This window comes from Ruegeria sp. E5 (genome assembly GCF_056534105.1).
This window is the reverse complement of sequence record NZ_JBQFPA010000001.1, coordinates 748,631-761,278: the sequence shown is the minus strand read 5'-3', so window position 1 is coordinate 761,278 and position 12,648 is coordinate 748,631. Positions and strand designations below refer to the sequence as shown.

Genomic DNA, 12,648 nt, shown 5'->3' with positions numbered 1-12,648 from the left:
CAGGCGGGGGCAGAGGCAAGGAAAAGGCACCTTTTCCAAGAAAAATGAAGCTCGCGCATGATGTGTCTTGCCTTGGCTTTGCATTACCGTGCAGGTTGTGCTCAGAACCCGGCGAAACGGGTGGAGAGACGCAATACGAGGTCGGCGTGGGCAGGGTCATCAGCAAATCGGGGGCGATCAGAGCGTTGGGGGCCATGTCGGGCACATCGCTGGACGGTGTGGACGCTGCGGTCGTTGAAACCGATGGGCAGCAGATATTCGGCTTTGGTCCCAGCGGGTATCGCGCTTATTCCGAAGAAGAGCGTGCCACACTGCGCGCGGCGCTGGGGCTTTGGCATGGACCAAAGGTTGATATTTCGGCTGAATTGGTGACCCGGGCACATGCCGAGGTTCTTTCAGAGTTCGAAGAGGTCGACCTGATCGGCTTCCACGGTCAGACATTGGCACATGAGCCGCGTGGGCGTGGCACGTTGCAGGTGGGTGACGGGCTGGGTCTGTCGCAGGCTTTGGGGCTGCCGGTGGTCTGGGATTTTCGCAGCGATGATGTGGCGCTGGGCGGAGAGGGTGCGCCTCTGGCCCCGTTCTTTCATTTCGCCTGCGCCAAATGGATCGGGGCGGAAGAGCCGCTGTGCTTCCTCAATCTGGGCGGTGTTGGGAATCTGACCTATGTTGACCCGTCTTTTGACGGGCCTGAAGCGCCAGGGGCGTTGCTGGCTTTCGACACCGGACCTGCCAACGCGCCGGTTGACGATCTGATGCAGGCGCGGTTGGGGATGCCGATGGATCGGGACGGCGCGCTGGCCCGAGAGGGTACGGTCGAGACCGGCGCACTGGAGCTGTTTCTGGCCGAGCCCTATTTCAACCGAATGCCGCCCAAATCGCTGGACCGGAATGATTTCTCGGAAATGATCGGTCTGGTGACCGAGCTGAGCGATGCGGATGCGGTGGCCACGTTGACCGGGATGAGCGCTGCGGGTGTGCTGCAGGGGATGGAGCATTGTCCCAAGCCGCCTGTGCGCATGCTGGTTACCGGTGGCGGACGTCACAACCCAGTGCTGATGGAAATGCTGCGCGTGTCGCTGGATTGCCCGGTCGAGCCGGTTGAGGCGGTTGGGCTGGACGGAGACATGCTGGAAGCGCAGGCCTTTGCCTACCTTGCCGTGCGTGTGGCGCGGGGGTTGCCGACCTCTTGCCCGGGTACCACCGGGGTAAGTGCGCTGGTCGGGGGCGGTGTCGTGTCGTCTCCGGCGAGGGGTGTCGCGGTGAGCGGGTAGGGGGCTCTGCCCCCGTCGCTGCGCGACTCCCCCGAGGTATTTTTGGCCAGATGAAGAGGCGGATCTAGCGATTTAGGGCGCGGGCGTAATCTAGAGTGAATTCGGTGTAGCCGTCCGAGGTGGATTGCAGGTGTGCTTGGGTCCAGCGGTGGAAGGCTGGAAGGTGGTGGAAAGGCACGTTTGGAAAGGCGTGGTGTTCCGCGTGGTAGGGCATGTTCCAGGCCAGAAATCGGATCATTCGATTGGTAAAGGTGGTACGGGAGTTTTCGAGCATATTTGCCACCGGCGGGCAGAGGCCGTGTTCGGCGAGCAGGTATAGGCGCAGGAAAGGCTGGCCGATAAGGGCGGGCAGAAGCCAGAGCCAGAACAACAAGGGGCTGAAGAACAGGCTGAGTGCGCCCAGGGCATATAGTGTGGACAATATTCGGGCTTCGGTTCGTATGGCGTGGTGCTGGCGGGTTGGCAGGTAAGCGGCGTCAATCCTGCCGCGCGCGTTGTCGGTCAACACACGGGCCATACCCGTCCAATATGGCCAGCCGCTGAGATAGATCGCAAGGCTGCGCCAGTTTTCGGGGCGGGGTTTGCCGCCAAGTTCCGGGTCTTTGGTCGGGTGGTTTGTCCATTTGTGATGGGCAAGGTGAAAGTAGCGAAACCATGTGAATGGCAGGCAGATGGGAATTGAGACAAGGTGCCCAACCGCTTCGTTGATCCAAGGGGTTTTGAACGGCGTCTTGTGGGTGCATTCGTGGCTGAGCGTAAAGAGGAAAACCAGCAATAGGCCTTGCGGCAGGAGCAATAGTGGCCAGAGGGGAACCTGTAGGATGATACCGGTGCTGGTTGCTGTCAAAGCGCCGAAATAGATCGCTAGATGTCTGAGACCTGCCGTGTCTGACCGCTGTTGCAGCCTGTCCTTGGTCTCGGGCGGGATCGCGGCGATCAGGGCGCGGTGGTCCATGGAATTACACTCTTGGAATATCAAAGCCGGGTGGCGCGAGTTCAAATCCGTCAAAATCAAATCCCGGTGAAACAGTGCAACTGACCAGCGTGTAGTCTCCACTGCTGCGCGCCGCCTGCCAATGGCCCTTGGGTACAATAAGCTGCGGTGCGCCTTGGGTCAGATCAGGTGTGAGGGTGTGGTCTTTGGCAGGGCCTGTATCGGAGGCGCTGAGCGAGAGGATCAGCGGAGCGCCGGAATGGTAGAGCCAGATCTCGGTCGCATCTACCTTGTGCCAGTGGCTGCGCTCACCCTCTGCCAGTAGGAAGTAGATGCAAGTGCCGGTGGCACGTCCGGGATTGTCGGCGCGCCAGGTCTCTTTGAACCAGCCGCCTTCGGGGTGCTGCTGCAGGTTCAGGTGTTGGATGATGTCTTGCGCGGTCATGGAAGCCTCGGGTCTGTTTGTGGGATTATGCACGCACGCGCACGATCTGCTATGGCAATTGTGTATGCAGAGCATATGTTTGCCGCATGACTTTGACGATCCCGTTTGACAACAGCTATGTTCGCCTGCCGGACACCTTCTTTGCGCGGCAGGGGCCTGTGCCTGTGCGTGCACCAAAGCTTGTTGCCTTCAACAGTGATCTGGCGCGACTGTTGCGGATTGCGCCGGGCGACGTAGAAGAGATGGCGCAGGCTTTTGCGGGCAATACTGTGCCCGAAGGGGCCGAGCCGCTGGCGCAGTTATATTCCGGGCATCAGTTTGGCACCTATAACCCTCAACTAGGAGATGGGCGCGCGGTTTTGTTAGGTGAGACGATCGGAACCGACGGGATTCGGCGGGATATTCAATTGAAGGGCTCAGGGCAGACACCTTTCTCGCGCCAGGGAGATGGACGTGCCTGGCTGGGGCCGGTTTTGCGCGAATATGTGGTTTCCGAGGCGATGCATGCGCTGGGCATTCCCACCACGCGCGCCTTGGCAGCGGTTGAAACCGGAGAGATCGTGCTGCGCGAGGGTCCGATGCCCGGGGCGGTACTGACACGTGTGGCGCAAAGCCATTTGCGGGTAGGCACGTTTCAGGTGTTTGCAGCGCGAGGGCAGTTAGAGAGCCTGCAACGGCTAACTGAATATGCCATTCAGCGCCACTATCCTGAGGCGGACGGGGCTATGGGTTTGTTGCGCGCGGTTCGGGATGCGCAGGCCGGGTTGATCGCCCGATGGATGAGCGTGGGTTTCATTCACGGGGTCATGAATACTGACAACAGCTCGATCGCCGGTGAGACGATCGACTATGGCCCATGTGCGTTCATGGACAGCTATCACCCGAATACAGTCTATAGCTCGATCGACCGGATGGGGCGGTATGCCTACTCGAACCAGCCTGAGATTGCGGTTTGGAATCTGGCGCAGCTGGCAACGGCCCTAATTCAGCAGTTTGAGGACAAGGACGCAGCTGTCGAAGAGGCCACCGAAATTGTCCATGCCATGCCTGCGTTGATGCAGGCACATTGGCTGGAACGTTTCAGGGCCAAGATCGGATTGGTTCGGGCAGAGGAGGGGGATCTTGAAATGATCTCGGATCTGTTGACGCGGATGGCGCAGAATCAGGCGGACTTCGCAAACACGTTCCGCGCGCTGGGCAGCGACCGCGCGCGAGACCAGTTTGCCGACCCGGCGGCTTTTGACGAATGGGCAAAGGGGTGGCAGGAACGCTTGGCGCGTGAGGATGCGCCTTTGGACGTGATGGCTGTGGCCAATCCGGCCTTCATTCCACGCAATCATCGGGTGGAGCAGATGATTCAGGCTGCGGTGCAGGGCGATTACGCACCGTTCAATCGGCTGAATGAAGTGCTGTCACGGCCGTATGAGGATCAACCAGAATCAGCTGACCTGATGCGCCCTCCGGCGAAGAACGAGGTCGTACACGCGACATTCTGCGGTACGTAACAAAGAGACGGTTTCTTATGAAGAAACCGAGCCTGAAACTTTTGAAGTTTCAGGTTTCGAGGCTATCGGGGCGTGTCTGCAAAGGGTTCGGCGATCACCTGACACGCATCTTCATAGACAACGTAGCCGATCCGGTCTGATCGCAGAGTATCGATCTGATATCCGTTTTCTTTGAGCAGTGCGACCATCTCATACGACTTGCCCAAAACCTCATTGGCTTCGGGTTTGAACCAGCTGAGGCCTTTGGTATTGCGCTGAAAGGCGCCTTTAGATTTTGTCCTGTTGAACCGATAGGGGATTTCAAGGTTTTCCCGGAACCAAACCAGCAGCGCCTCAATTCGATCGAATGTGTATTTATCCAGCGCAGCAGTGTCGCGCAGGTCGTAGGCCGCGCAGAAGAACCCCTGACGCGCGTCCATATCTTCTATCTTGATCGGGTGGACAAACCTTATGAACATGATCGTGAAGGTGGCCGAGGGGCTGCGCGGGCTCAAGGCCGTTTTGCACAAATGTTAGCGGAGCAGGCGGCGCGTTGCCATTCAGCGCTGGGTTCAGCTTGCACTTGTCCGACCAGTTGGCGATCTTGGGTTAAATCAGTTTAAGTGTGCCGATGACCTACCGCTCGACCTTGCGCCTTGCCAGTTACAACATTCAGAAATGCGTGGGACTCGATTTCCGGCGGCAGCCGCAGCGGATATTGCAGGTCATCGAAAGCATGCAGGCCGATATCGTTGTTCTGCAGGAGGCGGACAAACGATTGCCGCCCCGTCCTGCCGCTTTGCCACATTTCATGTTGGATGAGGCCGGGTGGCAGATCGTGGACCTGGGCGGTGCCGGTAGTCTTGGTTGGCATGGCAACGCGGTGATCTGGCGTGGGGACGCCATTCAGGTGCGTCAGGCAGGTCATCATGATTTGCCGGGTCTGGAGCCCCGCGGCGCCGTGCGGGTCGAGTTTGATACGCAGATCGGGCCTTTACGGGTGATGGGCATGCATCTTGGGCTTTTGCCGGCGTCGCGACGCCAACAGATCAGTCATATCCGTCGATGTGATTCTGATCTGGAACACATGCCCACCGTCTGGGCCGGGGATTTCAACGAATGGTCACGCCAGCCTGTTCTAGATCATTTGGCCCCGGACATGCGGTTTCTTCCTCCGGTTCCAAGCTTCCCGGCCGCGCAGCCATTGGGGGCACTGGACAGAATCGCGGTGGGGCAGGGGCTTGAGGCTGCACTGCACGGGGTGCATGATGCGCGGCCCGCGCATATCGCCTCGGATCATTTACCCGTCTGGGCCGATCTGCGACGCATCGCCTGACCGCAAAATCGTCTGTGGCGCAGGGCGCGTAGACATATTAAGACAGAACACCGAACAGTTCCGGGGGTCACCATGTCCGACACGATTATCGCCCGTTGCGAAGCCAAGGGCCTGCGCATGACCGGCCAGCGGCGGACCATTGCACAGGTCTTGCAGCAAAGCGAAGATCACCCGGATGTAGAAGAGCTTTATGCCCGTGCTTCAGCCGAAGATGCGGGAATTTCGATCGCGACAGTCTATCGTACCGTGAAGTTGTTCGAAGAGGCCGGGATACTTGAGCGGCTGGAGTTCGGCGACGGGCGCGCGCGATACGAAGATGCAGAGCGTGATCACCACGACCACCTGATCGACATGCAGTCAGGCGAGGTGATCGAGTTTGTCGACCCTGAGATAGAAGCGCTGCAAGAAAAGATTGCGGCCAAGCTTGGCTACAGGCTGAAAGGCCATCGCCTTGAATTGTACGGCGTACCGTTGGAAAAAGACTGACACATCACGAAAATCGATCGGTCGGTGAACGCGATTTCATCGAACATGTCGTAATACTGCTTGCGACGTCGCAAAGGTTGCGGTTTTGCTGCCGGAAAGGTCCGCCTGTCAGCGGCCTGTTCCAATGGAAACGCGCATGAACAACGTAAACGGCATTTTGCTGATCATCGGCTCGATGGCAGCCTTCGCGCTTGAGGACATGTTCATCAAGCATCTCTCGGTCAGCGTGTCGACCGGGCAGATCATGATCGCATTGGGTCTGATCTGCGGGGCTGTGTTTACGCTTATGTCTATGGCAACACGCAAACGCATCTTCGACCCGGTCGCGTGGCAACCTTTGCCGCTGATCCGTGCCGGAACCGAAGCCTTTGGTGCGCTCAGCTTCGTGACCGCGCTGTCACTTGTTGATCTGTCGACTGTGGCGGCGGTTTTTCAGGCGATGCCTCTATTTGTCACGATGGGGGCAGCACTGTTTCTGGGCGAGCAGGTCGGTTGGCGCCGTTGGAGCGCCATCGGGATCGGCTTTGTCGGCGTCTTGATGATCATCCGCCCCGGGTTCGAGGGATTCCAGCCGGAATCATTGTTTGTTTTGGTATCGGTCGTTGCGATCGCGGCACGTGATCTGATCACACGCAGGTTGGATGTTCGTGTGGCCTCGTCGGTCGTCGCATTGCAGGCCTATATCGGAGTGGCGCTGGCTGGTGCGGCCCTTATGGTGTTCACAGCACAGCCCGTTGTGCCGCTGCAAGCTGCGCAGATCGGGCCTTATCTGGGTGCCATCGGGTTCGGCGTTTTGGGCTATTACGGCATCGTAACCGCGATGCGGATCGGCGAAGCCTCAGCGCTGACGCCGTTTCGGTATACCCGGTTGGTGTTCTCGATCACGGCTGGGATGCTGATGTTTGGCGAACGCCCCGACAGCATGACGTTGGCCGGTGCCGGTCTGATTATCGGATCAGGTCTGTATACTTTCATTCGAGAACGCCAGCTGGCGCGGGCATTGGCAGTGGCCTAAGCGCCCGCGACCTGTTGGCGCAAACAGCAAACTGTTAGCCCTAAAGGCTGAAAAATATAAGTGTTAGCGATAACGGAAACGGTTTACTTTTCGCCGCGTGCTGGTATGAGGCATGCAACCGTTGGCTTCATTGGGACCCATATCATGAGCACGATCATCGACATCCACGCACGCGAAATACTGGACAGCCGGGGCAACCCGACGGTCGAAGTGGACGTGATTCTGGAAGACGGCACCATGGGCCGCGCCGCTGTGCCTTCAGGGGCGTCGACCGGCGCCTACGAGGCGGTGGAAAAGCGCGATGGTGACAAATCCCGTTACATGGGAAAGGGCGTGCTGGAAGCGGTCGCTGCCGTTAACGGTGAGATCGCCGAAGAACTGGTGGGCTTTGACGCGACCGAGCAGGTGGCCATCGATCAGGCGATGATTGAACTCGACGGGACCGAGAACAAGGGCCGTCTGGGCGCGAACGCTATCCTGGGTGTCTCGCTGGCGACGGCCAAGGCGGCGGCGGATTTCACCACGCAGCCTCTGTATCGCTATGTTGGCGGTACTTCGGCGCGCGTTCTTCCGGTTCCGATGATGAACATCATCAACGGGGGTGAGCACGCCGATAATCCGATCGACATTCAGGAATTCATGATCATGCCGACCTCGGCCGCGAATATCCGCGAAGCCGTGCGCATGGGGTCGGAGGTGTTCCATACGCTCAAGCGCGAACTGTCGGCTGCCGGACTGGCCACCGGAGTGGGGGACGAAGGTGGTTTTGCCCCTAACATCGCTTCGACCCGTGAGGCACTGGATTTCATCCTGCAGGCGGTCGAAAAAGCGGGCTACAAACCCGGAGAAGAGATCCATCTGGCGCTGGACTGCGCCGCCACCGAATACTACCGCGACGGAAAATATGTTCTGTCGGGTGAAAACATCTCGCTGACCTCAGAGGAAAACGCAGAGTATCTGGCGACATTGGTCAAAGATTACCCAATTATCTCGATCGAAGACGGTATGTCCGAGGACGATTGGGATGGCTGGAAAGCGCTGACTGATGCCATCGGCAACGAAGTACAACTGGTCGGCGACGACCTGTTCGTAACCAACCCAGAGCGTCTGGCCGAGGGAATCGATCGTGGCTGTGCCAACTCGATGCTGGTTAAGGTGAACCAGATTGGATCACTAACTGAAACCCTGCGCGCCGTCGATATGGCCCACCGTGCACGGTATACCAACGTGATGTCGCATCGCTCGGGCGAGACCGAAGATGCCACCATTGCCGATTTGGCTGTGGCGACCAACTGCGGGCAGATCAAAACCGGCTCGTTGGCGCGGTCGGACCGGTTGGCCAAATACAACCAGCTGATCCGCATCGAGGAATCGCTGGGTGAGGTCGCAGAATACGCCGGCGCGTCGATCCTAAAGCGCTGAGTTTGGCGTACTTGGTAAAACCAGATCAGGCCCCGGTAGAACGCCGGGGCCATTTTTTTCTTTGCGTCATTACCGATCCGTCTAAGCTGGGCATCGAAGGCCAACATGGGAGAGGGCGATTTATGACAACATTCAAACGCATCGTTGGCGCTGGGGCGCTATTGATCCTGCCTCAGCTTGCAGGGGCTGATCGTCCGCCTCAGGCAGTGTGCCAGAAAATGGTGGAAGGCGATCCCAGCGGGCAGGTCACGATGGAGGAATGCCTGTGCACCTATAACGTCGCCAACACGGTTTTGGACGATGACATCAAAGAATTATTGTTCGAGTCCTGGTACACAGGTGAGAACATAACTGAACAGTTGAATGCGCTGCCCAAACCCAAACGCGTGCCCCGGCAGTTCAAGACCATGGAGCAGACGTTCAATAAGAACTGCCGCTGATCGTTAAGCTAAACAAACATAAATGTCGTTATGTGTGAACTTGTTCCTATTGCGGCGCTGTGACTCCCGATAGTCTGCAAGCATTGCAGAAAGGGGGACGATATGTCTGCTTCAAAGGTCTTTCTCGTAATTTCAATGCTTTGCGCGGGGATGCTGGCCGCATGTTCAGAGCCTGGGACCTATCCGATCACAGGGATGCAGGTTTCGCAGGATGATCCGGTGCAGGAAATGGCAAATCCGGCGGTAATCTTCCGGGGGGAATCGCGCTAAAGCGATTTGCTCATCAGCATGTAGCGATCGCGCGGTTTAAAACCTGACCGCAGATATAGTTTCTGCGCGGTTTCGTTGGTCCGGTCGACCTCAAGATGCAGGGCGGTCAGACCGGCCTCGGCCAGCGCCTTGGGGAGATCATGCAGCACTTCGGTGGCGATACCGCGTCCGCGGACGGCGGGGCGGATGTAAATCTCATCTACAAAGGCATCCATGCCACCAAACTCGACCGACCAACCGAAGGTGAGGATGACATAGCCCAGCGGTGCGCGGCCCGGACCGATCAGATATATGCACCCATGGGGTATTCCATCCAGCAGAGGGGCCAGCGCGTTGCGACGTTTCTCGTCATCCTGCGCGATGCCGGATTCCGAGTGAAACGCCGCGACCAGCGCCATCAGTCGGTCCAGATCGTCGGGGCGGGCAAGGCGGAGTGCGGCGGTCATAGGCGGGCAAGTCTTTCTGTGAGCAGGTCGAAGAAACCTTTGGCATCCACGTCACCCATGAACATGGCGTTTGGTGCGCGATCAGTGACCCTCCACCAGTCGGCCACTGTCATGCCCAATGTCAATTCAGATTGGGTTTCGATCTCAACATTGATGTGGCGGCCCGAGAACAACTCGGGTCGGATTAGATAGGCGGTGACGCAGGGGTCGTGCAGCGGTGCGCCCTCCGAGCCGTATTTTTCTTTGTCGAAGCGTTCGAAGAAATCGGTCATTTCTGCGACCGCATGACCAACCTTGCTATCCAATGCCCGGAATGCATCGTTGCGATGGGGCGTGACAAGCGCATCATGTGTGACATCCAATGGCATTACGACGACATGAATGCGCGATTTAAACACAATATCAGCGGCTTCCGGGTCGACATAAATGTTGAACTCGGCTGCTGGTGTGATGTTTCCAACCTCAAAATACGCACCACCCATCAGCACGATTTCCTGCACCCGGTTGATGATGTCGGGCGCTTTCTGGAACGCTGTGGCGATGTTCGTCAGCGGCCCCAGAGGGCAGAGCGTCACCGTGCCGGGCTCATGTGCGCGTAGGGTATCGATGATAAAATCGACCGCGTGACCTTCGGCCAGAGGCATTTCAGGATCTGGCAAAACAGGGCCGTCGAGCCCTGTTTTACCATGCACATGCTCGGCGGTGACGAGCGGGCGTTTCAAGGGGCGATCGCATCCGGCGTAGACGGGGATTTCGGTGTGCCCCGCCAACTCGCAAACGATGCGGGCGTTTTTGGCGGTCAGCTCCAAAGGCACGTTTCCAGCGACGGCGGTGATACCCAGAACCTCGATCTCTTCGGGGCTGGCAAGCGCCAGAAGAATGGCGACGGCGTCGTCCTGTCCGGGATCGGTGTCGATTATGATCTTGCGGGGCATGGGGGTCTCCGGGGGCCGTGAAGGTCGGACACTCGCAAGTGTCGCGGGACTTGTCTAGCCGAATTACGTGCCTGCCGGAGCATCCACCGGCGGGAGTTTGCCGTTGGCGCGGTGTTCCTCGATTTTCACCTCGTCCCACAGCGCGTCCATTTCGGCCAGATCACTTTGCGAAGGCGTTTTTCCGCGTTCGGCCAGCCGGGCTTCGACCTTCTCAAAACGACGAGTAAACTTGGCGTTTGTGCGGCGCAGGGCGGCCTCGGGTTCGATGCCTAAGTGGCGGCCGAGGTTGACAATCACGAACAGCAGATCGCCGAATTCATCCTCAAGCGCGTCGGCATCCATGCTGTCGCGCGCCTCTTCCAGCTCAGCGGCTTCCTCGGTGATCTTGGCGAGCACATGGCTGGCGTCAGGCCAGTCGAACCCTACGCGCGCGGCACGTTTCTGCAGCTTGTGTGCGCGTAGCAGGGCGGGCAGGTTGGCGGCGACACCGTCTAGTGCACCTTTTTGTTCTTTGCCCGCACGTTCGGCGGCTTTGATGGTTTCCCAGTCCTTTGTCTGTTGATCCGCCGACTTCTCGCGGGACTCATCACCGAAGACATGTGGGTGACGGGTAACCATCTTGTCCGACATGGTGCGCACCACGTCCTGAAAGGTAAAATGCCCAGCCTCTTCAGCCATTTGCGCGTGGAAGACGGATTGGAACAGCAGGTCGCCCAGCTCTCCCTTCAATTCGTCATAAGCCTCGCGTTCGATGGCATCGGCGACTTCATAGGCTTCTTCGATCGTATAGGGCGCGATGGTCGAAAAATCCTGTTCGATATCCCACGGGCAGCCGGATTGAGGGTCGCGTAAGCGGCGCATGATTTCCAGCAAACGCTCGATACCTGCGTCCGTGTCGTGGATCAGAGGATTTTCGGCCATTGCGAACCCTTTCGTTCCGGTGTCAGATGCATCCATCCCGCAGTCAGGATCAGGAGTCCACCCCAGATGCCCGTCGTCAACCGAATTGCCGATTACGCCGCTGATATGGCCAAGTGGCGCCAGCACCTTCACACCATCCCCGAATTGGAATTCGAATGCTATGAGACGGCCGCCTATGTGGCCGAGCGTCTGCGCGAGTTTGGGGTAGATGAACTGCATGAGGGAATCGCCAAAACCGGCATGGTCGCGATCATCAACGGGCAGGGCGAGGGACCGACTATTGGTCTGCGCGCTGACATGGATGCTCTGCCGATTACCGAGGAGACGGGCGTGGACTACGCCTCGAAAAACCCCGGTAAGATGCATGCCTGCGGTCATGACGGGCATACAACCATGCTACTGGGTGCTGCGCGCTATCTGGCCGAAACGCGGAATTTTGCGGGCCGGGTTGCGCTGATCTTTCAGCCTGCCGAGGAAGAGGGCGGCGGCGCGGGCGTGATGGTTGAAGAAGGCATCATGGATCGGTTCGATATCTCTCAGGTTTACGGTATCCATAACACTCCGGGTCGGCCCGAGGGGCTGTTCGAAACCACGCCGGGGCCGCTGATGGCCGCAGTAGATACGTTTGAGATCCATATTCAGGGCGTGGGCGGCCACGGGGCAATGCCGCATGAGACGCGCGACCCGGTGATGGCAGCTTGCGGGATGGCGCAGGCGATCCAAACCATCGTCAGCCGCAACCACTATGCGCTGGACGATCTGGTGGTGTCGGTGACGCAGATACACACCGGAACAGTGAATAACGTGATCCCTGATACCGCTTATCTGAACGGCACCGTTCGCACCTTTGATCCGGCCGTGCAAAGGATGGTCAAAGAGAGAATGGCGCAGATCGTGGCGGGGCAGGCGGCCTCGTACGGTGTCGAGGCCAAACTGGACTATCAGGAGGGTTATCCCGCCACTATCAACGACGCCGACAAGGCGGCATTCGCGGCTGAAGTGGCGCGGGATGTATCCGGCGCGGAACACGTGAAAGATGATGCTGGGCGTGAGATGGGGGCAGAGGATTTTTCCTACATGCTGCAGGCCCGACCCGGTGCTTACCTGTTCATGGGGCAAGGAGATGGCGCGGGGCTGCACCATCCGAAATACAACTTCAATGACGACGTCGCGCCGATCGGAGCGTCCTTCTTCGCGCGGATCGTCGAAAAGGCACAGCCGTTGGGCTGACAGGGAAAAG

The 12,648-nt window shown here is 58.6% G+C and carries 15 protein-coding genes; 9 read left to right on the top strand and 6 right to left on the bottom strand.

Translation table 11 applies throughout. The features are described from left to right. Positions 1-194 precede the first annotated feature (194 nt). Complete coding sequence (locus ACR0BI_RS03870; RefSeq protein ID WP_480561836.1) at positions 195-1,274, top strand: anhydro-N-acetylmuramic acid kinase; 1,080 nt, start codon at positions 195-197, stop codon at positions 1,272-1,274. Positions 1,275-1,338: 64 nt separating this feature from the next. Here ACR0BI_RS03870 and ACR0BI_RS03865 read toward each other — a convergent pair whose 3' ends face one another. Both ACR0BI_RS03865 and ACR0BI_RS03860 read right to left on the bottom strand, forming a co-directional pair. Then, positions 1,339-2,229 carry a fatty acid desaturase gene (locus ACR0BI_RS03865; protein ID WP_170567055.1) on the bottom strand — a complete coding sequence of 297 codons (891 nt, stop codon included), beginning with the start codon at positions 2,227-2,229 and terminating at the stop codon, positions 1,339-1,341. Positions 2,230-2,233: 4 nt separating this feature from the next. After that, entirely contained in the window at positions 2,234-2,653 is a 420-nt protein-coding gene (locus ACR0BI_RS03860) for a cupin domain-containing protein (RefSeq protein ID WP_170626825.1), read from the bottom strand. An 86-nt stretch (positions 2,654-2,739) separates the two neighbouring features. On the opposite strand from ACR0BI_RS03860, the gene ACR0BI_RS03855 reads away from it, so the two are divergent. Then, the gene (locus tag ACR0BI_RS03855) at positions 2,740-4,158 is read left to right on the top strand and encodes a protein adenylyltransferase SelO (protein WP_480561399.1); all 1,419 of its coding nucleotides are present in this window, start codon (positions 2,740-2,742) and stop codon (positions 4,156-4,158) included. Between the two features lie 62 nt (positions 4,159-4,220). On the opposite strand, the gene ACR0BI_RS03850 is transcribed toward ACR0BI_RS03855, so the two are convergent. Further along, a complete protein-coding gene (locus ACR0BI_RS03850; protein ID WP_170567182.1) occupies positions 4,221-4,616 on the bottom strand; it encodes a hypothetical protein in 396 nt (131 codons plus the stop codon). 152 nt (positions 4,617-4,768) lie between these two features. On the opposite strand from ACR0BI_RS03850, the gene ACR0BI_RS03845 reads away from it, so the two are divergent. The 6 genes from ACR0BI_RS03845 (at position 4,769) to ACR0BI_RS03820 (ending at position 9,106) form a co-directional block, all read left to right on the top strand. After that, the gene (locus ACR0BI_RS03845) at positions 4,769-5,473 is read left to right on the top strand and encodes an endonuclease/exonuclease/phosphatase family protein (protein ID WP_170396721.1); all 705 of its coding nucleotides are present in this window, start codon (positions 4,769-4,771) and stop codon (positions 5,471-5,473) included. A gap of 72 nt (positions 5,474-5,545) precedes the next feature. Then, positions 5,546-5,959 (top strand): Fur family transcriptional regulator, encoded by a 414-nt coding sequence (locus ACR0BI_RS03840; protein WP_170396723.1) that lies wholly within the window; start codon positions 5,546-5,548, stop codon positions 5,957-5,959. A 136-nt stretch (positions 5,960-6,095) separates the two neighbouring features. Further along, positions 6,096-6,974 carry a DMT family transporter gene (locus ACR0BI_RS03835; RefSeq protein ID WP_170422062.1) on the top strand — a complete coding sequence of 293 codons (879 nt, stop codon included), beginning with the start codon at positions 6,096-6,098 and terminating at the stop codon, positions 6,972-6,974. Positions 6,975-7,118: 144 nt separating this feature from the next. Then, on the top strand, positions 7,119-8,396 hold the full coding sequence (gene eno / locus ACR0BI_RS03830) for a phosphopyruvate hydratase (protein WP_170406273.1): 1,278 nt from the start codon (positions 7,119-7,121) through the stop codon (positions 8,394-8,396). Positions 8,397-8,518: 122 nt separating this feature from the next. Further along, positions 8,519-8,836 (top strand): hypothetical protein, encoded by a 318-nt coding sequence (locus tag ACR0BI_RS03825; RefSeq protein ID WP_170422059.1) that lies wholly within the window; start codon positions 8,519-8,521, stop codon positions 8,834-8,836. A gap of 102 nt (positions 8,837-8,938) precedes the next feature. Next, positions 8,939-9,106: a hypothetical protein gene (locus ACR0BI_RS03820; protein ID WP_170396730.1), complete on the top strand. Its 168-nt coding sequence runs from the start codon at positions 8,939-8,941 to the stop codon at positions 9,104-9,106. On the opposite strand, the gene ACR0BI_RS03815 is transcribed toward ACR0BI_RS03820, so the two are convergent. The 3 genes from ACR0BI_RS03815 to mazG all read right to left on the bottom strand — a co-directional run bounded on the left by ACR0BI_RS03815 (position 9,103) and on the right by mazG (position 11,408). Continuing rightward, a complete protein-coding gene (locus ACR0BI_RS03815) occupies positions 9,103-9,552 on the bottom strand; it encodes a GNAT family N-acetyltransferase (RefSeq protein ID WP_170422057.1) in 450 nt (149 codons plus the stop codon). The genes ACR0BI_RS03820 and ACR0BI_RS03815 overlap by 4 nt on opposite strands. Beyond that, positions 9,549-10,487 (bottom strand): nucleoside hydrolase, encoded by a 939-nt coding sequence (locus tag ACR0BI_RS03810; protein ID WP_480561401.1) that lies wholly within the window; start codon positions 10,485-10,487, stop codon positions 9,549-9,551. The genes ACR0BI_RS03815 and ACR0BI_RS03810 overlap by 4 nt, the downstream gene beginning before the upstream one ends. A 63-nt stretch (positions 10,488-10,550) precedes the next feature. Continuing rightward, positions 10,551-11,408, bottom strand: a complete 858-nt coding sequence (gene mazG, locus ACR0BI_RS03805) for a nucleoside triphosphate pyrophosphohydrolase (RefSeq protein ID WP_480561402.1) — start codon at positions 11,406-11,408, stop codon at positions 10,551-10,553. Between the two features lie 66 nt (positions 11,409-11,474). Between mazG and ACR0BI_RS03800 the strand changes: the two genes are divergently transcribed. Beyond that, positions 11,475-12,638 (top strand): M20 aminoacylase family protein, encoded by a 1,164-nt coding sequence (locus tag ACR0BI_RS03800; protein ID WP_480561403.1) that lies wholly within the window; start codon positions 11,475-11,477, stop codon positions 12,636-12,638. Positions 12,639-12,648: the final 10 nt, after the last annotated feature.

What these genes read in the sequence shown, in the direction of transcription:
- ACR0BI_RS03870 (WP_480561836.1), top strand. Translation starts at nt 195, where the DNA reads ATGTCGGGCACATCGCTGGACGGTGTGGACGCTGCGGTCGTTGAAACC.
- ACR0BI_RS03865 (WP_170567055.1), bottom strand. Translation starts at nt 2,229, where the DNA reads ATGGACCACCGCGCCCTGATCGCCGCGATCCCGCCCGAGACCAAGGAC.
- ACR0BI_RS03860 (WP_170626825.1), bottom strand. Translation starts at nt 2,653, where the DNA reads ATGACCGCGCAAGACATCATCCAACACCTGAACCTGCAGCAGCACCCC.
- ACR0BI_RS03855 (WP_480561399.1), top strand. Translation starts at nt 2,740, where the DNA reads ATGACTTTGACGATCCCGTTTGACAACAGCTATGTTCGCCTGCCGGAC.
- ACR0BI_RS03850 (WP_170567182.1), bottom strand. Translation starts at nt 4,616, where the DNA reads ATGTTCATAAGGTTTGTCCACCCGATCAAGATAGAAGATATGGACGCG.
- ACR0BI_RS03845 (WP_170396721.1), top strand. Translation starts at nt 4,769, where the DNA reads ATGACCTACCGCTCGACCTTGCGCCTTGCCAGTTACAACATTCAGAAA.
- ACR0BI_RS03840 (WP_170396723.1), top strand. Translation starts at nt 5,546, where the DNA reads ATGTCCGACACGATTATCGCCCGTTGCGAAGCCAAGGGCCTGCGCATG.
- ACR0BI_RS03835 (WP_170422062.1), top strand. Translation starts at nt 6,096, where the DNA reads ATGAACAACGTAAACGGCATTTTGCTGATCATCGGCTCGATGGCAGCC.
- eno (WP_170406273.1), top strand. Translation starts at nt 7,119, where the DNA reads ATGAGCACGATCATCGACATCCACGCACGCGAAATACTGGACAGCCGG.
- ACR0BI_RS03825 (WP_170422059.1), top strand. Translation starts at nt 8,519, where the DNA reads ATGACAACATTCAAACGCATCGTTGGCGCTGGGGCGCTATTGATCCTG.
- ACR0BI_RS03820 (WP_170396730.1), top strand. Translation starts at nt 8,939, where the DNA reads ATGTCTGCTTCAAAGGTCTTTCTCGTAATTTCAATGCTTTGCGCGGGG.
- ACR0BI_RS03815 (WP_170422057.1), bottom strand. Translation starts at nt 9,552, where the DNA reads ATGACCGCCGCACTCCGCCTTGCCCGCCCCGACGATCTGGACCGACTG.
- ACR0BI_RS03810 (WP_480561401.1), bottom strand. Translation starts at nt 10,487, where the DNA reads ATGCCCCGCAAGATCATAATCGACACCGATCCCGGACAGGACGACGCC.
- mazG (WP_480561402.1), bottom strand. Translation starts at nt 11,408, where the DNA reads ATGGCCGAAAATCCTCTGATCCACGACACGGACGCAGGTATCGAGCGT.
- ACR0BI_RS03800 (WP_480561403.1), top strand. Translation starts at nt 11,475, where the DNA reads ATGCCCGTCGTCAACCGAATTGCCGATTACGCCGCTGATATGGCCAAG.